The following is a 19,428-nucleotide window of genomic DNA, read 5'->3' on the forward strand; positions in this document are numbered from 1 at the left end:
CCTTGCCGGCTGAGGCTGAAACAAGGAATCGTGGAAACATTGCCCGCAAAAAGACAATGCGGGCAAACGAACTCTTTTTACCGAACCAGAATGGATTCAGGCGGGGTTTTTGTGCTTCCGATAGGAATAAAGGATGACAGTGACCTGCCTGGAATGCACAAAACCAATCCGGCGAGGTACCCGTGGATCAGGGCCACACGCGGCCCTTTCGATTGATGAGGCCCGGCGGATCAACCTTTTTCTGGAGACGTCAAATGGCTAAAACGCAAGCAACCCCGGGAATTCCTTCAGGTCTCAGCAGCACGGAAACCGCTGCCGAACAGCTCGTGGTTCTCACCGATGTTCTGGGGCGTAAATTGAAGATCAAGCCCATCGACATCCTCTACGAAAGCCAGCTCACGCGGATGTTCGGCACTGAAGCAGCGGCCAATCTCCCCTACATGATGGGCTTTGTCTATCCCGCTGCCTCGGTCTGCGAAATAGACGGCGTGCCGTATTCGCGTCCCGCCAGCCAGCAGGAAGTCGACGACGCCATTGAGCGCCTGGGCCGCGAAGGTTTTGCCGCATTTCTGCAGCACATGCAATCCGAAGTGGAGAAGATCAAGCAGATGGTGGAAGCCGACGTGGAAACAAAGCCGGAGTAGCCGGACTGGCGAACGTCAGGGTTCGATGTGAGACCAAAATGAAAAACGGGGCGCAAGGCCCCGTTTTCATTGACTCACTGGCGGAAGAGGCGGGATTCGAACCCGCGGTAGGTTTAACCCTACGCACGCTTTCCAGGCGTGTGACTTAAACCGCTCATCCACCCTTCCGCGAAGCCTTTGATTATAGCAGCGCCCAGGCCCGTCGACCGGGGAAATGCGCCATAAATGCACACGCTAATGAACGGCGCCCTGGAAGCGGTGTTTCTCCAGCTGGGCCAGGGTGACGAATTCCAGCGCCTTGCCGTGAGTGGACTCAAGGATGACGGGCGGCGCAAAGCCGGCTTCCAGCGCTTCCCGCCAGCGGTTGGCGCACAGGCACCAGCGGTCGCCCGGTTTGAGCCCGGCGAAGCGGTGGGCAGGCCGTGGTGTGCTCAGGTCGTTGCCGTGCAGGGCGGAAAACGCCAGGAATCCGGCGGTGACCCGCACGCAGACCAGGTGGGAGCCGAGGTCCGAGGCGTCCGTGTTGCAGCAGCCGTCGCGAAAGTAGCCGGTGAGCGGGTCGTAGGAACAGGGCACGAGGTCCGTGCCCAGGACGTTTTTTGCTGTCATGGCTTTCTCATAGCTGTTTTCCCGGCAGACCCGTATTACACCTTGTTGGCTTGCACCATCTTCATGGCGGAGCTGATGAGGGAACCGACTTCCGTCATGTTGCTGGGCACGATCAAGGTGGTCTTGGCGTCCTTGGCCACCTTGGAGTAGGCGTCCACCGCCTGCTGGGCGACCTTGAGCTGCACAGCCTGTTCGCCGCCGGGCTGACGGATGGCGGCGGCCACCATTTCGATGGCCTTGGCGTTGGCGTCGGCGACGGCCATGATGGCGGCCGCTTCACCCTGGGCGTTGTTGATGGCGGCCAGTTTTTCGCCTTCGGAGCGGGCGATGAAGGCCTCGCGTTCACCGGTAGCGATATTGATCTGTTCCTGGCGCCGGCCTTCCGAGGCGGCGATCAGCGCGCGTTTTTCGCGCTCGGCGGTGATCTGCGACTGCATGGCATGCAGGATTTCCTTGGGCGGCGTCAAATCCTTGATTTCGTAGCGCAGGACCTTCACGCCCCAGTTCAGCGCTGCTTCGTCAATGGCGGCCACAACCTGCGCGTTGATGATGTCGCGCTCCTCAAAGGTCTTGTCGAGTTCCAGCTTGCCGATGACGGAACGCAGCGAGGTCTGGGCCAACTGGGTGACGGCCACGATGTAGTTGGACGAGCCGTAGCTGGCGCGCATCGGGTCGGTGACCTGGAAATACAGGATGCCGTCGACCTGCAGTTGCGTGTTGTCGCGCGTGATGCAAACCTGGCTGGGCACGTCGAGCGGGATTTCCTTGAGGCTGTGCTTGTAGGCGACGCGGTCCACGAAGGGAATCAGCCAGTTCAGGCCGGGCGTCAGCGTTCCGGCGTATTTCCCCAGCCGTTCCTTGACCCAGGCATTTTGCTGGGGCACGACCTTGATGGCGCGGATGACGAAGATCATCCCGACGATGAAAACGATAAGTGCTACATAAGATGACATGTGATTCCCTCAGATTTTTTCTACGACCAGTTTGCTGCCAATGACTTCCCGGATACGGTGCGGACCCGCGGAGGGCGTTGCACCGGCCGCCTGCACGACCGCCCATTGCGCGCCGCGGTAGCGCACCAGCGCCGTACCGTCGGCCTGCCAGTCGTCGACCTGCACGGTCTCGCCGACATCCATGTTGACGTCCGGGTTGGTCCCGGGCGGCAGGGCTTCGGGGCCCCGGCCCCGGACAAAATGGGCAATGCCAACGGTGGCCGAGCCCACCACGGCCGCGGTGATCAGCTGCACGGACGTCGATGCGCCCAGGTGGGCGGCGACGGCAGCGGCCGCCAGCCCTACGGCCACCATCAGCAGGTAAAACGTTCCCGTCGCCAGTTCCACCGCGACGGCCACGCCGGCCAGCAGCCACCAGATCGTCGATTCACTCATGCATCCTCCTTTTGTAGGTCATCCGCTACATTTTGGGGCAATTAGACCCCAAGACAAGCGTAGCGCAACAATATGTCCTTACACTTCGCTGCTTGGAAAAAGCTTCCTATCACCGCTCGGGCTCAACCTGTCTATGCCTTTTGAGCGTTCCCCATGCCCTCCGACAGGTTCAGGGCGCCCTTGAACTGCTCTCCCCGTCATGAAATTCCGCTTTCCCATCGTCATCATTGACGAAGATTTTCGTTCCGAAAATACCTCCGGCCTGGGTATCCGCGCACTGGCGCAGGCCATTGAAAGCGAGGGCTTCGAGGTACTGGGCGTCACCAGCTACGGCGACCTCTCGCAGTTTGCCCAGCAGCAAAGCCGGGCCAGCGCCTTTATTTTGTCGATCGACGACGAAGAGTTCTCGCCCGGGCCCGATCTCGACCCCGCCGTGCTGAACCTGCGTACCTTCATCGAAGAGGTGCGCCGCAAGAACCTGGACGTGCCGATCTATGTCTATGGCGAGACCAAGACCTCGCGCCACATCCCCAACGACATCCTGCGTGAACTGCACGGCTTCATCCACATGTTCGAGGACACGCCCGAGTTCGTGGCGCGCCACATCCTGCGCGAGGCCAAGAGCTACCTGGAAGGCGTGCAGCCACCGTTTTTCAAGGCCTTGCTCGACTACGCCGAGGACGGCTCCTATTCCTGGCACTGCCCCGGCCATTCGGGCGGCGTGGCTTTCCTCAAAAGCCCCGTCGGGCAGATGTTCCACCAGTTCTTCGGCGAGAACATGCTGCGCGCCGACGTCTGCAACGCGGTGGAAGAGCTCGGCCAACTGCTGGACCACGACGGCGCCATCGGCGCCAGCGAGCGCAACGCCGCGCGCATCTTCAACGCCGACCATTGCTTCTTCGTGACCAACGGCACGTCCACCAGCAACAAGATGGTCTGGCACCACACGGTGGCGCCGGGCGATGTCGTGGTGGTCGACCGCAACTGCCACAAATCCATCCTCCACTCCATCATCATGACGGGTGCGATTCCGGTGTTTTTGAAGCCCACGCGCAACCACTTCGGCATCATCGGGCCGATTCCACAGAGCGAGTTCGAGCCGGAAGCGATCCGCGCCAAGATCGATGCCAACCCGCTGCTCAAGGGCGTGGACAGCAGCAAGGTCAAGCCGCGTGTACTGACGCTGACGCAGTCGACCTATGACGGCGTGCTCTACAACACCGAGACCATCAAGGGCATGCTGGACGGCTACATCGACAACCTGCACTTCGACGAGGCCTGGTTGCCGCATGCGGCCTTCCATCCCTTCTATGGCGCCTACCATGCCATGGGCAAAAACCGCATCCGGCCGAAAACCGCCGTGGTCTATGCCACCCAGTCCATCCACAAGCTGCTGGCCGGCATCAGCCAGGCCAGCCACGTGCTGGTGCAGGACTCGCAGAATGTGAAGCTGGACAGGCACCTCTTCAACGAGGCCTACCTGATGCACACCTCGACCTCACCGCAATACAGCATCATCGCCAGCTGCGACGTGGCCGCGGCCATGATGGAGCCGCCCGGCGGCACCGCGCTGGTCGAGGAAAGCATCGCCGAGTCGCTGGATTTCCGCCGTGCGATGCGCAAGATCGACGAGGAATACGGTGACGACTGGTGGTTCAAGGTGTGGGGGCCGGACAAGCTGGTCGAAGAGGGCATCGGCGAAGCCCAGGACTGGATCATCAAAGGCGAATCCCGCAGCGCCAAAACGGCCCGCAATGGCGCCAACAACTGGCACGGCTTCGGCCAGATGGCGACTGGCTTCAATATGCTGGACCCGATCAAGTGCACCATCGTCACGCCGGGCCTGGACCTGAACGGCAAGTTCGCGAAGACCGGCATCCCGGCCAGCATCGTGACCAAGTTCCTGGCCGAGCACGGCGTGATCGTTGAAAAAACCGGCCTCTACAGCTTCTTCATCATGTTCACCATCGGCATCACCAAGGGCCGCTGGAACACGCTGCTGACGGCGCTGCAGCAGTTCAAGGACGACTACGACAAGAACCAGCCGATGTGGCGCATCCTGCCGGAGTTCTGCCAGAAGTACCCAAAGTACGAGCGCATGGGCCTGGCCGACCTGTGCCAGCACATCCATACGCTGTACGCGAAGTACGACATTGCGCGGCTGACGACCGAGGTCTACCTGAGCGACCTGGCGCCAGCCATGAAGCCCAGCGACGCCTATTCCCACATCGCCCACCGCACGACGGAGCGGGTCGAGATCGACCACCTGGAAGGCCGCATCACTGTGGGCCTGGTCACGCCGTACCCACCGGGCATCCCCCTGCTGATTCCGGGCGAGGTCTTCAATAAACGCATCGTCGACTACCTGAAGTTCTCGCGCGAATTCAACGCCCAGTGCCCGGGTTTCGAGACCGACATCCATGGACTCGTCGAAGAGGTCGATGCCAAAGGCAAGACCCGCTACTACGCCGACTGCGTCAAGAAATAGACCCGGTGGTAGGCCCGGAGCCGGGTACGCACTCGCCCGGCTTAAAGGGCGTCGTCCCGCACCCGCATGAAGCTCGCGAAGCGCGGAATGCCGCTGTCGTTCAGGCCGCGAAAACGGTAGGTGACGGTGCTGCCCACGGGCGGCGGGTTCTGGCGCAACTCGTCGCTGAGGCCGCTGCCCAGCTTGAAACGCTGGCCGGTCTTGCCGTCTGCGCCCGGAATTTCCACCAGCAGCGCCCCCACCATGCCCGCGTATTTTCCCTGGCCGGGGAGGTGCGCCACCACGCGGGCCTCGTTGTCTTCATGCGGCTTGGCCTTGAGCAGGTCGTCGCTGCGCTGGCCTTTGTAAAACGACGCCCCCCGGTGCAGCATCAGGCCTTCGCCGCCATGCTTGACGGTGGTGGCCAACAGCGCCTGCAGGGCCGCATGGTTGACCACCTTGGACTGCGCCACGGCGTGCACCCAGGGCTGGTCGATACGGCTCACCACCCCATTCAGCGCGGGAATGCGTTCGCTGAACGGGCCGCCTTGCGCCGGCAGGTCGAACACCATGAAACGCATGGCCCGCCAGGCCGCCGCGTCCGGGCTTTGCTGGCGCACGGTGGACACCGCCCGGGAAAACTGGCCGTGGCCTGCCCACAGCTCGCCGTCCAGCGGCACCTTGGGCCAACCGGCCGTGAACCAGGCCGGCGCGGCGATGCGTTCTCCGCCACGGGTCAGCAGCTTTTCACCATCCCAGTAGCCACGCACGCCGTCGTATTTTTCGCTGACCCAGTAGTCGGGCACGGAGGTGCCTGGGCGATAGACCTTGGCGAGCATCAACTCCGGCGCCTGCGGGGCAGCCGCCAAAGCCAGGGCCGAGGTGGGCAGGGCGGGCGTCAACAGGCCTGCGAGGACCAGCAGCAGGTGTAGCGCCTTGAGGCGAAAAAAAGTCGCTGGCGCCAAAGCGCTGGAGGAAGGGGGTTGGGATGGATGCTGGGTCGCCATGGTGTTGTTGACTTTAAGCTGTATGAATGTACAGTCTATAGTCCCGTGCCGGACGCCGCAAGCGTCTCTTCAGCAAACTGTTGAGGGCGCGCCACATGCGCGTGGCTCCTTCCAGATTATTGAGAAAAAAGGATGCAAAACATGACTCACCAAGGAAGCTGCCACTGCGGAAGGATTGCCTTCGAGGTTGAAGGCCAACCCACCAGCGCGCTGGCCTGCAATTGCTCCATGTGCTCGCGCAAGGGATCGCTGCTCTGGTTTGTTCCGCGCGAGCAGTTGCGCCTGCTGACTCCCGACGAGAACGCCAGCACCTATTTGTTCAACAAGCACCTCATCCGCCACCGGTTTTGCCCCACCTGCGGCATCCACCCTTATGGCGAGGGCACAGGCCCGGATGGCAAGCGCATGGCGGCCATCAACCTGCGTTGCGTGCAGGATCTGGATCTCGCCGCGATTCCCATCCAGCACTTCAACGGGCGGGATTCCTAGCCAATAATCATCAGACCCGAAGCCGCCTGCGCGCGGGCTTTATCCCGTGGACTTTTCACCCCGAGGAACCATGACCTCCAGCGATATTGAATCCATAGAGCGAGCCACCCTGGCCGCGGTGTCTCCCGAAGCCGTGGAGGAATTCCAGGGCTGGCTTTTGCCTTTTGACAGCGGCACCGTCAGCCGGGCCCACAGCGCCGTGCCGCTGCGCCACCTACCGGCCGACGAGGGCCTGGTCGACCAGGTCGAAGCGCGTTATCGGGCGCGCGGCCTGCGCACGGTGTTCCGCCTGGCAAATGAGGCCTGCTTCGACGGCCTGCGGCAGGAACTGGCGCGGCGCGGCTACCAGGCCGGGAAACCGGTGCTGGTCCAGGTGGCGACTGTCCAGGCCATGCGCGCGGCCAGTGCGGCCGAGCCCGCCGAGACCGCCGATGCGCCCGATGCCGCGTGGGCGGCGCTGTTCCTGGCCGAAGGTTTTGATCCGGTGGACGGCGCCAGCCGCGTCAAGGCCTTGAGCCGCGCCCGCGGCTCGGTCTATGCCAGCGTCCGCGAGAACGGCAAAACCGTGGCGGCAGGCGCCGGCGCGTTCAGCCATGGCTGGTCCAGCGTGCACGGCATGCGCACCGACCAGGCTTGCAGGGGCAGGGGACTGGCCGGGCGCGTGCTGGCGGGGATCGCCGGCGTGGCGGAGCAGCGCGGCATCACACGGGCGTTTTTGCAGGTCGAAGACGTCAATGCCGCGGCGCTGGCGCTGTACCGGCGCGCGGGTTTTGCATCCGTCTGGAGTTACGACTACTGGCGGCAGCCCTAAGCAGCCGGGGCCGTCAAGGCTTCAGGCCGCTTCGGCGGGCTCGGCGATGCCGCCCACGACGTGGCTGAAACCGCCGTCGACATAGGTGATCTCAGCGCTCACGCCGCCGGCCAGGTCGCTCAGCAGGAAGGCCGCCACATTGCCCACGTCCTCAATCGTCACGTTGCGGCGTATCGGCGAGGCCTCGGCGACCACGCTCAAAATCTTGCCGAAGCCCTTGATGCCGCTGGCCGCCAGGGTTTTGATGGGGCCGGCGCTGATGCCGTTGACGCGCATGCCCTTGGGGCCCAGCGACTCGGCCAGGTAGCGCACCGAGGCTTCCAGGCTGGCCTTGGCCAGGCCCATGGTGTTGTAGTTGGGAACGGTGCGCACGGCACCCAGGTAGGTCAGCGTGAGCAGCGCGGATTTTTTGTTCAGGTAGGGCAGGGCGGCCTTGGCCATGGCCGGAAAGCTGTAGGCGCTGATGTCGTGGGCGATCTTGAAGCCCTCGCGCGACAGGCCGTCCAGGAAGTCACCGGCGATCGCCTCGCGCGGCGCATAACCGATGCTGTGCACAAAGCCGTCAAACGTCGGCCAGGTCTGGGACAGGTCGGTGAACAGCTTGGCGATCTGCGCGTCGTCGCCGACGTCGCAGTCAAAAATCAGCTTCGAGTCGAAGTCGGCGGCGAATTCCGTGATGCGGTCCTTGAAGCGCTCGCCCACGTAGCTGAAGGCCAGTTCGGCGCCCTGCGCGTGGCAGGCCTTGGCGATGCCGTAGGCGATGGAGCGGTTGGACAGCACGCCCGTGATCAACAGTTTTTTGCCAGTGAGGAATCCGGTGTGTGTCGCCATGCAGGTGCTCCAGTAAATATGCTGAGGGCGGGCGGGCAGGGGGCGCCAGATATGCGCGCCGGAAATTTGCCGACCCAAGTAGTGCAGAATTGTCGCATGCGAAGTTTGCTGGTCTGGGTCCTGCTGGGAGTTTCATTGCCATCGTGGGCCGCGCACGGCTACGCGCTCTGGGGCGACCTCAAATACCCCGTCGGCTTTGCCCATTTCGATTACGTCAATCCCGCGGCGCCCAAAGGCGGGGACCTGCGCCTGGTCAGCAACCTGCGCTATTCGACCTTCGACAAATACAACCCCTTCACCATCAAGGGCTCGGCGCCGGCCTACCTGTCGACGTTGATGTTCGATTCACTCCTGGCCGGCTCCATGGACGAGACCGCCGCGGGCTATGGCCTGCTGGCCGAGGATGTGGAGGTCGCGCCCGATAGGCTGAGCGTGGTGTTCCGCCTGCGGCCGCAGGCAAAGTTCCATAACGGGACGCCGGTGGAGGCCGCGGACGTCAAGCACAGCTACGATACGCTGATAGGCCCTTACACTTCGCCCGGTTACAAGACAGCGCTGGAGGACGTGGCGGGTTGCGACGTGATCGACGCGCGCACGGTGCGTTACCGGTTCAAGAAGCCCTACCGCGAACTGCCCCTGACGGTTGGCGGCCTGCCGGTGTTCAGCCGCGCATGGGGCGTGGTGAACGGCAAGCCCAAGCGCTTCGACGACGTCGTGATGGACGTGCCCATCGGCAGCGGGCCTTACAAAATAGGCCCGGTGCGTTTCGGCAAGGACATCACCTATGTTCGCGATCCCAACTACTGGGCCCGCGATTTGAACGTGCGGCGCGGCGGCTACAACTTCGATCGCATCACCGTGAAGATCTACAAGGACAGCACCGCGCGGCTGGAGGCCCTGAAGGCGGCCGAGTTCGACATGATGAGCTTTTACTCGGCCGGCGACTGGGCACGCCGTGTAACGGGCAAGCGCTTCGATTCGGGCGAATTGGTCAAGCAGGAATTCCAGCACCGCCAGCCGTCCGGGTTCCAGAGCTATGTGCTCAACAGCCGCAAGCCCATGCTCTCCGACCCGCGTGTGCGCGAGGCCCTGGACCTGGCTCTGGACTACGAATGGATGAACCGGCAGTTGTTCTACAACGGCTATCCGCGCGTGAAAGACCTGTTCGGCAACACGGACTGCGCCGCCACCGGCCAGCCATCACCGGACGAGCTGGCTCTGCTGGAACCCTTGCGCGCCAAAGTGCCTGCCGCGGTGTTCGGGCCCATGTACCAGCCGCCCGAAACGACCGGCGAAGGCCAGTCGTTGCGCAACAACCTGCGCAAGGCACAGGCCCTACTCAAGGATGCCGGTTGGACCTACCGCGACGGCGCGCTGCGCAATGCCAAGGACGAGGCCATGGTGCTCGACTACCTGGACAGCCGTGACACGGGCATGCGCACCGTTGGGCCCTGGATGCGCAACCTGGAAAAGCTGGGCATCACGCTGCGCTTCTCGCCGGTTGACTTCGCGCTCTACCAGCAGCGGCTGGACAAATTCGAGTTCGACATCACGACCATTAACTTCCCGGGCACGCACGACCCGGGCCAGCAACTGAGCGACATCTTCGGCAGCAAGGCGGCCGACACTGAGAGTTCGGGCAATTACTTCGGCGTCAAGAGCCCGGCCGTGGATGCACTGGTCACCGCGGTGGTCAGCGCCAGGACCAAGGCCGAACTGATCCCGGCCTGCCGAGCGCTGGACCGTGTGATCATGCATAGCCACTACCTGATCCCCCAGTGGACGCTGACGTCTCACCGCGTCGCCTACAACGGCTGGCGGCTGGGCTTCAAGCCGCCGATGCCGCCCTATGCCGGGGCGGAAGACTGGGTGATGATGGCCTGGTGGGCCAAACCTGCACCCCAAGGAAAATAAGCAACATGCTCGCCTACGTCGTCAAACGCCTGCTGCTGATGATCCCCACTTTGCTGGGCGTTCTGCTGATTACCTTTGCCGTCGTCCAGTTCGTGCCTGGCGGACCGGTGGAGCAGTATCTGTCGGATGCCAAAGGCGGCTTCGGCGGCGTGGAGTCGGGTGGCTCCAGCTACCGTGGTAACCAGGGTGTGGATCCCAAGCGGCTGGAGGCAATCAAGGCCCTGTATGGTTTCGACAAACCGGCCCACGAGCGGCTGGTGCAGATGCTGGGCCAGTTCGCGCGCTTCGATCTAGGCAAGAGCTTTTTCCAGAACAAGGATGTGTGGACGCTGATCCTCGAGAAGCTGCCGGTGTCCATCAGCTTGGGATTGTGGACTTTTTTCATCAGTTACGGCGTGGCCGTGCCCTTGGGCGTGGCCAAGGCGGTGAGGGCGGGGAGCAAGTTCGATCTGATCACCACCTTGCTGATCCTGGTAGGTTATGCCATTCCGGGCTTTGTGCTGGGCGTTGTGTTGCTGGTGATCTTTGGCGGCCAGTTGCAGTGGTTTCCGTTGCGCGGGCTTACGTCGCCCAACTGGGACGAGCTCAACTGGGGCGCGAAGATCGTGGACTACCTCTGGCACATCACGTTGCCGGTGACGGCCATGGTTTTCGGCAGTTTCGCGGTGACCGCCATGCTGACCAAGAACTCGTTCCTGGAGGAGATTCGCAAGCAATATGTGTTGACCGCGCGCGCCAAGGGCCTGGCCGAAAACCGCGTGCTTTGGAAGCATGTGTTTCGTAATGCGCTGATTCCCATCATCACGGGATTTCCCGGTGCGTTCATCGGGGCGTTCTTCACGGGGTCACTGTTGATCGAAACGCTGTTTTCGCTGGATGGCCTGGGCTTGCTCAGCTACGAGAGTGTGATCCGGCGCGACTATCCCGTGGTGCTTGGAACCCTTTATCTGTTCACGTTGATAGGGCTTTTAACCAAGCTGATCAGCGACCTCTCTTACGTACTGGTGGACCCTCGTGTCAAATTCGACTAGCACTGGCGCCTCCACGCTTGCGGGGGGTGTTGCCTCTGGGGGCGGTCCGGCGGCGCTCCACGTCAGCCCCGCCCGTCGCGCCTGGCGGCGATTTCGCCGCAACCCGCTGGGTTTCTGGAGTCTGGTGATCTTCAGTGCGATGGTGGTGCTCAGCCTGTTCGCCGAAGTCATCTCCAACGACCGGCCGCTGATCGTGCGCTACGAGGGGGCCATCTATTTCCCCATCGTCAAGGACTACTCGGAGCAGACCTTCGGCGGTGATTTCCCCGCGCCCGCCGATTACCTGGACCCCTTCATCCGCGACCGTATCACGAGCGGCGGCAACTGGGCGATCTATGCGCCCAACCCTTACGGCCCCAAGACCCTGAACTACTTCGCCAAGTCCCCCAGTCCGGCCGCGCCCACGCGCGATAACTGGTTCGGCACCGATGACCGGGGGCGTGACCTGCTGGCACAACTGATCTACGGATTTCGCGTCAGCGTTCTCTTCGGACTGGCGCTGACCGTGACCGGCACGGCGCTGGGCATCCTGGCGGGTGCGGTACAGGGGTATTTCGCGGGTAAGACCGACCTGGTGATGCAGCGCCTGATCGAGATCTGGAGCGCGATGCCCGCACTCTATTTGCTCATCATCTTCAGTGCCATCTTCGCGCCCAGCATCGCGCTGCTGCTGATCCTGTTGTCGGTGTTCGGCTGGATGGATCTGGCCGACTACGTGCGCGCGGAGTTCCTGCGAAACCGGCAGATGGACTACGTGCGGGCGGCCAGGGCTCTTGGCGTGGGTAATTGGCAGATCATGTGGCGCCACATCCTGCCCAATAGCATGACCCCGGTCGTGACCTTCCTGCCGTTTCGCATGAGCGGCGCAATCCTGGCGCTGACCTCTCTCGATTTCCTCGGCCTGGGTGTGCCGCCAGGCACGCCTTCACTCGGCGAACTGCTGTCCCAGGGCAAGAACAATATTGACGCCTGGTGGATTTCTCTTTCGACTTTTGCGGTGCTGGTCATAACGCTGCTGTTGCTCACCTTCATGGGTGACGCCCTGCGCGACGCCATGGATCCCCGGAAGGCCGACTGATGGCAACACCGCTGCTCGACGTCCAGAACCTGCGGATCTCGTTTGCGGGCAAGTCCGTGGTCCACGGCATCGACTTCTCCATCGCGCCCGGCGAAAAGCTGGCGCTGGTGGGCGAGTCCGGCTCGGGCAAGACGGTGACCGCGCTGAGCCTGCTACGGCTGGCGCAAAACGCCGCCGTGGCGGGGAAAGCCGTCTTCACTGGCGTGGATGCGGCCGATCGCACGGCCAGCGGGGCGCCGCCCAAGGCGCCCGTCGATTTGCTGTCCCTGTCGGAGGCATCCTTGCGCGGGATTCGAGGCCGTGACATCGCGATGATCTTCCAGGAGCCCATGACGGCGCTCAACCCGCTCTACAGCGTGGGTGACCAGATTGCCGAAGTGCTCCAGGTCCACAAAAGCCAGACTCGGGCCGAAGCGATGCGGGGTGCGATCGCCTTGCTGGCCGACACCGGGATTCCGGAACCCGAGCGCCGCGCCAATGCTTTGCCGCACCAGCTCTCGGGCGGACAGCGGCAGCGGGCCATGATCGCCATGGCGCTGGCCTGCCAGCCCCGGCTGCTGCTGGCCGATGAACCCACCACGGCGCTGGACGTCACCCTGCGCGGCCAGATCCTGGACCTGCTGGGCGAGCTGCAGCAGCGCAATGGCATGGCCGTGCTGCTGATCACCCACGACCTCAACCTGGTGCGCAAGTTCGCCGACCGGGTGGCGGTGATGGAAAACGGCCGTATCGTGGAGCAGGGCGCTGTCGCCGAGGTGTTCGCCCGGCCGCAGCACCCCTACACCCGCAAGCTGATCGACAGCAAGCCGCAGCGCGACGGGCTGGCGGCGGCCGGCGCCGCGGCGGATGCCGCCGTCACGATGACGGCGCAGCGGCTGCGTGTGGCCTATCCAGTGCCGATTCCCGGCATCCGGGGCTGGTTCCGGCGTGGTGAATTTGTGGCGGTGAAAGAAGCAAGTTTCCAGATCCAGGCCGGCAGGACGCTGGGCGTGATCGGCGAATCGGGCTCGGGCAAGTCCACCCTGGCGCTGGCCAGCCTGGGCCTGCTGCCTTTTTCGGGGCAGTTGCAGGCGGCCGGCCAGGCCTGGGGCAAGGAGGCCGCGCGCAACAAGGCCATGCGCCGCGCGGTCCAGGTGGTGTTCCAGGACCCGTTTTCCTCGCTGTCGCCGCGCATGACTGTCGAAGCCATCGTGGAGGAGGGCCTGCGCGTGCATGAACCCGGCCTGCCCGATGCCGGCCGGCGCGAGCGCGCCTTGCAGGCCCTGGCGGACGTCGGCATGACGGAAGCCCAGTTTCCGGGCCTGTTGCAGCGCTACCCACACGAGTTTTCGGGTGGACAGCGCCAGCGCCTGGCGATTGCCCGGGCGCTCATCGTCAACCCCAGCCTGCTGGTGCTGGACGAGCCGACCAGTGCGCTGGACGTGACCATCCAGAAGCAGGTGCTAGGCCTGCTGCAAAGGCTGCAGCGCGAACGCGGCCTCAGTTATCTGCTGATCACCCACGACGTCGACGTTATCCGCGCCATGGCGCATGAGGTCATGGTGATGAAGGACGGCGACGTGCTGGAATCCGGTTCGCTCGGCGAGGTGCTGGATTCACCGCGTCATCCTTACACACGGGTCCTTGTGACGGCAGCATAAAGAGGCATTTGAGTACTTGATAAGTTACTTTAGATAAATAAAAAATCTATATGATTTAAAAAGAAAAATTCAAAGAAAATTAAATAGGCATTGAAAATCGGGAGGGCGGCGCCTACCTTTAAACACCCCCTGTTTTTGATCCATGCGACCGGCGGTCCAGGCCTGCCAGCGCGATACATAACTCAATGAACAAAAGATGAACCGGAGGCCTTGAGCAGGTTTCCGGCAGCGGCGCTCGTTTCAGGCACGGAAATTGTTTGCATCGAAGGGCGCAGCACGTTACAATAAGAGCTTCACGACCAAATGGGCGGGTTTTCACCGCCCATTTTTTTTGGGCGTTTGTTTTTGAATATCGATTTTTAAAGCGGGTTTTAGAGACTGAATGGCATTGCAAGAGACGATTGAGCAGACTGTGACGGGACTGGGCTACGAGCTGGTCGAGATCGAGCGCACCGGCGGCGGTTTGCTGCGCGTCACGATCGACATGCCTTACGTCCAGGGCGCCGAACAGTTCATCAATGCCGAAGACTGCGAAAAAGTCACCCGCCAGCTGCAGTTCGTGCTGGAAGTCGAGGGCGCCGAATACGCCCGGCTGGAGGTCAGTTCCCCCGGCATCGACAGGCCCCTGCGCAGCGAAAAGGATTTTGAGCGTTTTGCCGGCGAACTCGTCGACATCACGCTGAAGGCGCCGATTGGCGTGGCGGCCAGCGCCGGTTCGACGGTGGCGGCCAGCCGCAAGAAATTCCGCGGCACGCTGGAGCGTGCCGAAACCGGCTGGCAGATCGTCTGGAGTGACGAGCCCGCCGCCAAACCCGGCCAGAAGATCAGCAAGAAGAGGATTCCCGCACCGTTGCAGGCGCTGGGTTTCACGCTCGACGAACTTCACCAGGCGCGCCTTGCGCCCGTGGTGGACTTCAAGGGCCGTAAACCCAAATCAGCCCCCGGTACCGGTTCCTCGACAGAGAATTAAATTTCAAGAAATGAAGAAAGGCAGGCTTGTGAAATGAATCGCGAACTGTTGATGTTGGTTGATGCCATCTCGCGTGAAAAAAATGTGGAACGCGACGTCGTTTTCGGCGCCGTTGAGCTCGCGCTCGCCTCGGCCACCAAAAAGGTGTACGAGGGCGAAGTGGACATCCGCGTGGCCGTCGACCGTGACAGCGGCAATTACGAGACCTTCCGCCGCTGGCTGGTGGTGCCCGACGAAGCCGGCCTGCAGAACCCCGAAGCCGAAGAGCTGGTGAGCGACGCACGCGACGAAATCGCCGACATCGAAGAAGGCGACTACATCGAAAAGCCGGTTGAAAGCCTGCCCATAGGCCGCATCGGCGCGCAAGCGGCCAAACAGGTCATCCTGCAGAAAATCCGCGACGCCGAGCGCGAAATGCTGCTCAACGACTTCATGTCGCGCGGCGACAAGATTTTCGTCGGCACCGTCAAGCGCATGGACAAGGGCGACATCATCGTCGAATCCGGCCGCGTCGAAGGGCGCCTGCGCCGTGGCGACATGATCCCCAAGGAAAACCTGCGCTCCGGCGACCGCGTCCGCGCCATGATCATGGAAGTCGACACCACCCTGCGCGGCGCGCCCATCATCCTCTCGCGCACCGCGCCCGAGTACATGATCGAGCTGTTCCGCCAGGAAGTGCCTGAAATCGAGCAAGGCCTGCTGGAGATCAAATCCTGCGCCCGTGACCCCGGTTCGCGCGCCAAGATCGCCGTGCTGTCGCACGACAAGCGTGTCGACCCCATCGGCACCTGCGTCGGCGTGCGCGGCACCCGCGTCAACGGCGTGACCAACGAACTCGCCGGCGAACGCGTCGACATCGTGCTGTGGAGCGAAGACCCGGCCCAGTTCGTCATCGGCGCGCTGGCCCCGGCCAACGTGTCGTCCATCGTGGTCGATGAAGAGCGCCATGCCATGGACGTCGTCGTCGACGAGGAAAACCTGGCCATCTCCATCGGCCGCGGCGGCCAGAACGTGCGCCTTGCCGCCGAGCTGACCGGCTGGAAGATCAACATCATGACGGCCGACGAGTCGGCCCAGAAGCAGGCGAGCGAGACCGACACCAGCCGCAAGCTTTTCATGGAAAAGCTCGATGTGGACGAGGAAATCGCCGACATCCTGATCTCCGAAGGCTTCACCAGCCTCGAAGAAGTGGCCTATGTGCCGCTGCAGGAAATGCTCGAGATCGAATCCTTCGACGAAGACACCGTCAATGAGTTGCGCACGCGCGCCAAAGACGCGCTCCTGACGATGGAAATCGCCAAGGAAGAAAATGCCGAGGGCGTTTCGCAGAACCTGCGCGACGTCGAAGGCCTCACGCCAGAGCTGATCGCCAAATTGACCGAAGCGGGCATCACCACCCGCGACGACCTGGCCGACCTGGCTGTGGACGAACTCACCGATATCACCGGCCAGTCTTCGGACGAGGCCAAAGCCCTGATCATGACCGCTCGCGCGCATTGGTTTACCGATGAGCCCGCTGCCGCTGACACCCCTGCACCCGCAGCGGCCCAAGAGCAATGATCATGAAAGGCCTGCAGGAAAAAAACATATGTCCAGTACCACTACCGTCGCTGAATTCGCAGCTGAACTCAATAAATCTCCCGCCACGCTGATCGAGCAATTGACCAGCGCGGGCGTCGCCAAGGCGCAAGCCAGCGACCCCCTGTCCGAGGCGGACAAGCAAAAGCTCCTGGGCTATTTGCAGGCCAGCCATGGCACTGTCACGGCCGAGCGCAAAAAAATCACGCTGGTGAAGAAATCCACCAGCGAAATCAAGCAGGCCGATGCCACCGGCAAGGCGCGCACCATCCAGGTGGAAGTCCGCAAAAAACGCACCTTCGTCAAACGCGACGACGGCTCGGACCTGCCCGCCGAAGAAGTCCAGCCTGAGGTGGCCGCGCCGCCGCCGGCCCCCGTCATCGATGACGCCGAACTGATCCGCCGCGAGGAAGAAGCCAGCCGCCATGCCGAGCTGCTGCGCCGCCAGGAGCAGGAACTCGCCGAAAAACGCCGCCTGCGCGAAGAGCAGGATGCGAAGGACGCCGCGCGCGAACAGGAGCGCCTGGCCGCCGAGCAGACCGCCCAGGCGGAAGCCGTTGCCGCCGAAGCCGTGAAGAAGGCCAAGCCGGCCACCGGCAAGGCCGCCAAGGAAGCTGCCGCACCGACGGCAGCTGCCACCAAGGCCGCCGAAACCGCCGCCGCCGAACAGGCCACCAAGGCGGCCGACGCCGCTGCAGCTGCGGCCACGGCCAAAGCCAAGGCCACCGCTGAATTCCAGGCTGACGCCGCCAAGGCGCAGGAACTGCAGGAACGCCGCCGCAAGGCCGAGGCCGAAGCTGCGGGCATTCGCGCCATGATGTCCGCGCCCAAGCGCGTGCTGGTGCCGCACGTCGATCCCAAAGCCGCCATCAAAGGAACGCTGCACAAACCGGCCGCCGTGCCGGGCGCAGCCGCCAAGCCGGGCGCTCCCGCAGCCGCGGGCGCGCCGGGCGCCGCCGGCAAGAAGGAAGTCAAGTCGGAGAACCTGTCTTCGACCTGGAAGGACGACGCCGCCAAGAAGAAGGGCATCCCGAGCCGTGGCGCGCCTGTCGTGCCTGGACGCGGCAATTTCCGCAGTGGCCCGCGCGGCCGCCGCGGCAACGACCGCGAGGCACGTCCCGAGTCCACCTTTGTGGCGCCGACCGAGTTCAAGGTCATCGAAGTGCATGTGCCTGAAACCATCACCGTGGCCGAACTCGCCCACAAGATGAGCGTCAAGTCGTCCGAGGTGATCAAGCACCTGATGAAGCTTGGCCAGATGGTCACCATCAACCAGCCGCTGGACCAGGACACCGCCATGATCGTGGTGGAGGAAATGGGCCACAAGGCGGTCACGGCGTCGCTGGACGATCCGGAAGCCTTTGCCGATGAAGATGTGCAGGGCCAGCAGGCAGAGTTGCTGCCGCGTGCGCCTGTCGTGACCGTCATGGGCCACGTCGACCACGGCAAGACCTCGCTGCTCGATTACATCCGCCGCGCCAAGGTGGCCTCCGGTGAAGCCGGCGGCATTACCCAGCACATCGGCGCCTACCACGTGGAAACCCCGCGCGGCATGGTGTCCTTCCTGGATACCCCGGGCCACGAGGCGTTCACCGCCATGCGTGCCCGCGGCGCCCAGGCCACCGACATCGTGATCCTGGTGGTGGCGGCCGACGACGGCGTGATGCCGCAGACCAAGGAAGCCATCAAGCATGCCAAAGCGGCCGGCGTTCCCATCGTTGTGGCGATCAACAAGATCGACAAGCCGGGCATCAACCTGGAACGCGTCAAGGGCGAACTGGTCACCGAAGAAGTGATTCCCGAAGAGTTCGGCGGCGACGTTCCTTTTGTCGGCGTCTCGGCCCATACCGGCGCCGGTGTCGACGCCTTGCTCGAGCAAGTGCTGCTGCAGGCCGAAGTGCTTGAACTGAAGGCGCCTGTCGATGCGCTGGCCAAGGGCCTGGTGATCGAAGCCCGCCTCGACAAGGGCCGCGGCCCGGTCGCGACCGTGCTGATCCAGGCCGGCACGCTGAAGGCCGGCGACGTGGTGCTGGCCGGTTCGACCTACGGCCGCGTGCGCGCCATGCTGGACGAAAACGGCAAGCCGATCAAAACGGCGGGTCCGTCGATCCCGGTGGAAATCCAGGGCTTGACGGAAGTGCCGCAGGCCGGTGACGAATTCATGGTCATGCTCGACGAGCGCCGTGCCCGTGAAATCTCCACCTACCGTGCCGGCAAGTTCCGCAACACCAAGCTGGCCAAGCAACAGGCCGCCAAACTGGAGAACATGTTCTCCGACATCGGCGCCGGTGAAGTCAAGATGCTGCCCATCATCATCAAGGCAGACGTGCAGGGCTCGCAGGAAGCGCTGGCCCAGTCGCTGCTCAAGCTCTCGACCGACGAAGTCAAGGTCCAGCTGGTGTACTCCGGCGTCGGCGGCATTTCCGAGTCGGACGTCAACCTGGCCATCGCCTCCAAGGCCGTGGTGATCGGGTTCAACACCCGCGCCGATGCCCAGGCCCGCAAGCAGGCCGAAAACAACGGCGTGGACATTCGTTACTACAACATCATTTATGACGCTGTGGACGAACTGCGCGCCGCGATGTCGGGCATGCTGACGCCGGACAAAAAGGAAGAAGTCATCGGCAATGCCGAGATTCGCCAGGTGTTCAAGGTCAGCAAGATCGGCTCGATCGCCGGCTGTATGGTCACCGCCGGTGTGGTTCGCCGCACGGCGCGCCTGCGCCTCTTGCGCGAAAACGTGGTCATCTTCACGGGTGAACTCGACTCGCTCAAGCGCTTCAAGGACGACGCCAAGGAAGTCAAGGAAGGCTTCGAATGCGGCTTGAACATCAAGAACTACAACGACATCCAGGTTGGCGACATCCTGGAGTTCTTTGAAATCAGGGAAGTGGCCAGAACGCTGGAAGCCTGAACCACGTGAATCCGCCCGCAGCCCGCCAGGCTGCCGGGCCTCACGCCAAAGGCCTCA

The 19,428-nt window shown here is 63.1% G+C and carries 16 protein-coding genes and 1 tRNA gene; 11 read left to right on the plus strand and 6 right to left on the minus strand.

Features of this window, described 5'->3' with window-relative positions; translation table 11 throughout:
- Nucleotides 1-254: 254 nt before the first annotated feature.
- The gene (locus AC1D0O_RS01175) at nucleotides 255-644 is read left to right on the plus strand and encodes a hypothetical protein (RefSeq protein WP_477651725.1); all 390 of its coding nucleotides are present in this window, start codon (nucleotides 255-257) and stop codon (nucleotides 642-644) included.
- Between the two features lie 78 nt (nucleotides 645-722).
- Here the strand turns inward: AC1D0O_RS01175 and AC1D0O_RS01180 are convergent.
- From AC1D0O_RS01180 to AC1D0O_RS01195, 4 genes are all read right to left on the minus strand, one after another.
- A tRNA-Ser gene (locus AC1D0O_RS01180) sits at nucleotides 723-812 on the minus strand.
- A gap of 66 nt (nucleotides 813-878) precedes the next feature.
- Nucleotides 879-1,253, minus strand: coding sequence for a DUF2237 family protein (locus tag AC1D0O_RS01185; RefSeq protein WP_477651726.1), 375 nt, complete (start codon nucleotides 1,251-1,253; stop codon nucleotides 879-881).
- A gap of 35 nt (nucleotides 1,254-1,288) precedes the next feature.
- A complete protein-coding gene (locus AC1D0O_RS01190) occupies nucleotides 1,289-2,206 on the minus strand; it encodes an SPFH domain-containing protein (protein WP_477651727.1) in 918 nt (305 codons plus the stop codon).
- A gap of 9 nt (nucleotides 2,207-2,215) precedes the next feature.
- A complete protein-coding gene (locus tag AC1D0O_RS01195) occupies nucleotides 2,216-2,641 on the minus strand; it encodes an NfeD family protein (protein ID WP_477651728.1) in 426 nt (141 codons plus the stop codon).
- A 199-nt stretch (nucleotides 2,642-2,840) separates the two neighbouring features.
- Between AC1D0O_RS01195 and AC1D0O_RS01200 the strand changes: the two genes are divergently transcribed.
- Nucleotides 2,841-5,129: an Orn/Lys/Arg family decarboxylase gene (locus AC1D0O_RS01200; protein ID WP_477651729.1), complete on the plus strand. Its 2,289-nt coding sequence runs from the start codon at nucleotides 2,841-2,843 to the stop codon at nucleotides 5,127-5,129.
- Between the two features lie 41 nt (nucleotides 5,130-5,170).
- Here the strand turns inward: AC1D0O_RS01200 and AC1D0O_RS01205 are convergent, their stop codons facing one another.
- The gene (locus tag AC1D0O_RS01205; protein ID WP_477651730.1) at nucleotides 5,171-6,115 is read right to left on the minus strand and encodes a DNA ligase; all 945 of its coding nucleotides are present in this window, start codon (nucleotides 6,113-6,115) and stop codon (nucleotides 5,171-5,173) included.
- Between the two features lie 141 nt (nucleotides 6,116-6,256).
- On the opposite strand from AC1D0O_RS01205, the gene AC1D0O_RS01210 reads away from it, so the two are divergent.
- Together AC1D0O_RS01210 and AC1D0O_RS01215 are read left to right on the plus strand one after the other, a co-directional pair.
- Nucleotides 6,257-6,604: a GFA family protein gene (locus AC1D0O_RS01210; RefSeq protein WP_477651731.1), complete on the plus strand. Its 348-nt coding sequence runs from the start codon at nucleotides 6,257-6,259 to the stop codon at nucleotides 6,602-6,604.
- A 70-nt stretch (nucleotides 6,605-6,674) separates the two neighbouring features.
- Nucleotides 6,675-7,415: a GNAT family N-acetyltransferase gene (locus AC1D0O_RS01215; protein WP_477651732.1), complete on the plus strand. Its 741-nt coding sequence runs from the start codon at nucleotides 6,675-6,677 to the stop codon at nucleotides 7,413-7,415.
- A gap of 21 nt (nucleotides 7,416-7,436) precedes the next feature.
- Here AC1D0O_RS01215 and fabI read toward each other — a convergent pair whose 3' ends face one another.
- Nucleotides 7,437-8,246 carry an enoyl-ACP reductase FabI gene (gene fabI, locus AC1D0O_RS01220; protein WP_477651733.1) on the minus strand — a complete coding sequence of 270 codons (810 nt, stop codon included), beginning with the start codon at nucleotides 8,244-8,246 and terminating at the stop codon, nucleotides 7,437-7,439.
- Between the two features lie 96 nt (nucleotides 8,247-8,342).
- On the opposite strand from fabI, the gene AC1D0O_RS01225 reads away from it, so the two are divergent.
- From AC1D0O_RS01225 to infB, 7 genes are all read left to right on the plus strand, one after another.
- Nucleotides 8,343-10,160 carry an extracellular solute-binding protein gene (locus AC1D0O_RS01225; protein WP_477651734.1) on the plus strand — a complete coding sequence of 606 codons (1,818 nt, stop codon included), beginning with the start codon at nucleotides 8,343-8,345 and terminating at the stop codon, nucleotides 10,158-10,160.
- 5 nt (nucleotides 10,161-10,165) lie between these two features.
- A complete protein-coding gene (locus AC1D0O_RS01230) occupies nucleotides 10,166-11,191 on the plus strand; it encodes a microcin C ABC transporter permease YejB (RefSeq protein WP_477651735.1) in 1,026 nt (341 codons plus the stop codon).
- Nucleotides 11,175-12,269, plus strand: a complete 1,095-nt coding sequence (locus AC1D0O_RS01235) for an ABC transporter permease (protein ID WP_477651736.1) — start codon at nucleotides 11,175-11,177, stop codon at nucleotides 12,267-12,269. Before AC1D0O_RS01230 ends, AC1D0O_RS01235 begins: the two co-directional genes overlap by 17 nt.
- On the plus strand, nucleotides 12,269-13,909 hold the full coding sequence (locus tag AC1D0O_RS01240; protein WP_477651737.1) for an ABC transporter ATP-binding protein: 1,641 nt from the start codon (nucleotides 12,269-12,271) through the stop codon (nucleotides 13,907-13,909). The genes AC1D0O_RS01235 and AC1D0O_RS01240 overlap by 1 nt, the downstream gene beginning before the upstream one ends.
- Before the next feature lie 382 nt (nucleotides 13,910-14,291).
- Nucleotides 14,292-14,879: a ribosome maturation factor RimP gene (gene rimP, locus AC1D0O_RS01245; protein ID WP_477651738.1), complete on the plus strand. Its 588-nt coding sequence runs from the start codon at nucleotides 14,292-14,294 to the stop codon at nucleotides 14,877-14,879.
- 33 nt (nucleotides 14,880-14,912) lie between these two features.
- Entirely contained in the window at nucleotides 14,913-16,439 is a 1,527-nt protein-coding gene (gene nusA / locus AC1D0O_RS01250; RefSeq protein WP_436154762.1) for a transcription termination factor NusA, read from the plus strand.
- A gap of 28 nt (nucleotides 16,440-16,467) precedes the next feature.
- A complete protein-coding gene (infB, locus tag AC1D0O_RS01255) occupies nucleotides 16,468-19,371 on the plus strand; it encodes a translation initiation factor IF-2 (protein WP_477651739.1) in 2,904 nt (967 codons plus the stop codon).
- Nucleotides 19,372-19,428: the final 57 nt, after the last annotated feature.

The organism is Polaromonas sp. P1_F2, assembly GCF_056405735.1.

What these genes read in the sequence shown, in the direction of transcription:
- AC1D0O_RS01175 (WP_477651725.1), top strand. Translation starts at nt 255, where the DNA reads ATGGCTAAAACGCAAGCAACCCCGGGAATTCCTTCAGGTCTCAGCAGC.
- AC1D0O_RS01185 (WP_477651726.1), bottom strand. Translation starts at nt 1,253, where the DNA reads ATGACAGCAAAAAACGTCCTGGGCACGGACCTCGTGCCCTGTTCCTAC.
- AC1D0O_RS01190 (WP_477651727.1), bottom strand. Translation starts at nt 2,206, where the DNA reads ATGTCATCTTATGTAGCACTTATCGTTTTCATCGTCGGGATGATCTTC.
- AC1D0O_RS01195 (WP_477651728.1), bottom strand. Translation starts at nt 2,641, where the DNA reads ATGAGTGAATCGACGATCTGGTGGCTGCTGGCCGGCGTGGCCGTCGCG.
- AC1D0O_RS01200 (WP_477651729.1), top strand. Translation starts at nt 2,841, where the DNA reads ATGAAATTCCGCTTTCCCATCGTCATCATTGACGAAGATTTTCGTTCC.
- AC1D0O_RS01205 (WP_477651730.1), bottom strand. Translation starts at nt 6,115, where the DNA reads ATGGCGACCCAGCATCCATCCCAACCCCCTTCCTCCAGCGCTTTGGCG.
- AC1D0O_RS01210 (WP_477651731.1), top strand. Translation starts at nt 6,257, where the DNA reads ATGACTCACCAAGGAAGCTGCCACTGCGGAAGGATTGCCTTCGAGGTT.
- AC1D0O_RS01215 (WP_477651732.1), top strand. Translation starts at nt 6,675, where the DNA reads ATGACCTCCAGCGATATTGAATCCATAGAGCGAGCCACCCTGGCCGCG.
- fabI (WP_477651733.1), bottom strand. Translation starts at nt 8,246, where the DNA reads ATGGCGACACACACCGGATTCCTCACTGGCAAAAAACTGTTGATCACG.
- AC1D0O_RS01225 (WP_477651734.1), top strand. Translation starts at nt 8,343, where the DNA reads ATGCGAAGTTTGCTGGTCTGGGTCCTGCTGGGAGTTTCATTGCCATCG.
- AC1D0O_RS01230 (WP_477651735.1), top strand. Translation starts at nt 10,166, where the DNA reads ATGCTCGCCTACGTCGTCAAACGCCTGCTGCTGATGATCCCCACTTTG.
- AC1D0O_RS01240 (WP_477651737.1), top strand. Translation starts at nt 12,269, where the DNA reads ATGGCAACACCGCTGCTCGACGTCCAGAACCTGCGGATCTCGTTTGCG.
- rimP (WP_477651738.1), top strand. Translation starts at nt 14,292, where the DNA reads ATGGCATTGCAAGAGACGATTGAGCAGACTGTGACGGGACTGGGCTAC.
- nusA (WP_436154762.1), top strand. Translation starts at nt 14,913, where the DNA reads ATGAATCGCGAACTGTTGATGTTGGTTGATGCCATCTCGCGTGAAAAA.
- infB (WP_477651739.1), top strand. Translation starts at nt 16,468, where the DNA reads ATGTCCAGTACCACTACCGTCGCTGAATTCGCAGCTGAACTCAATAAA.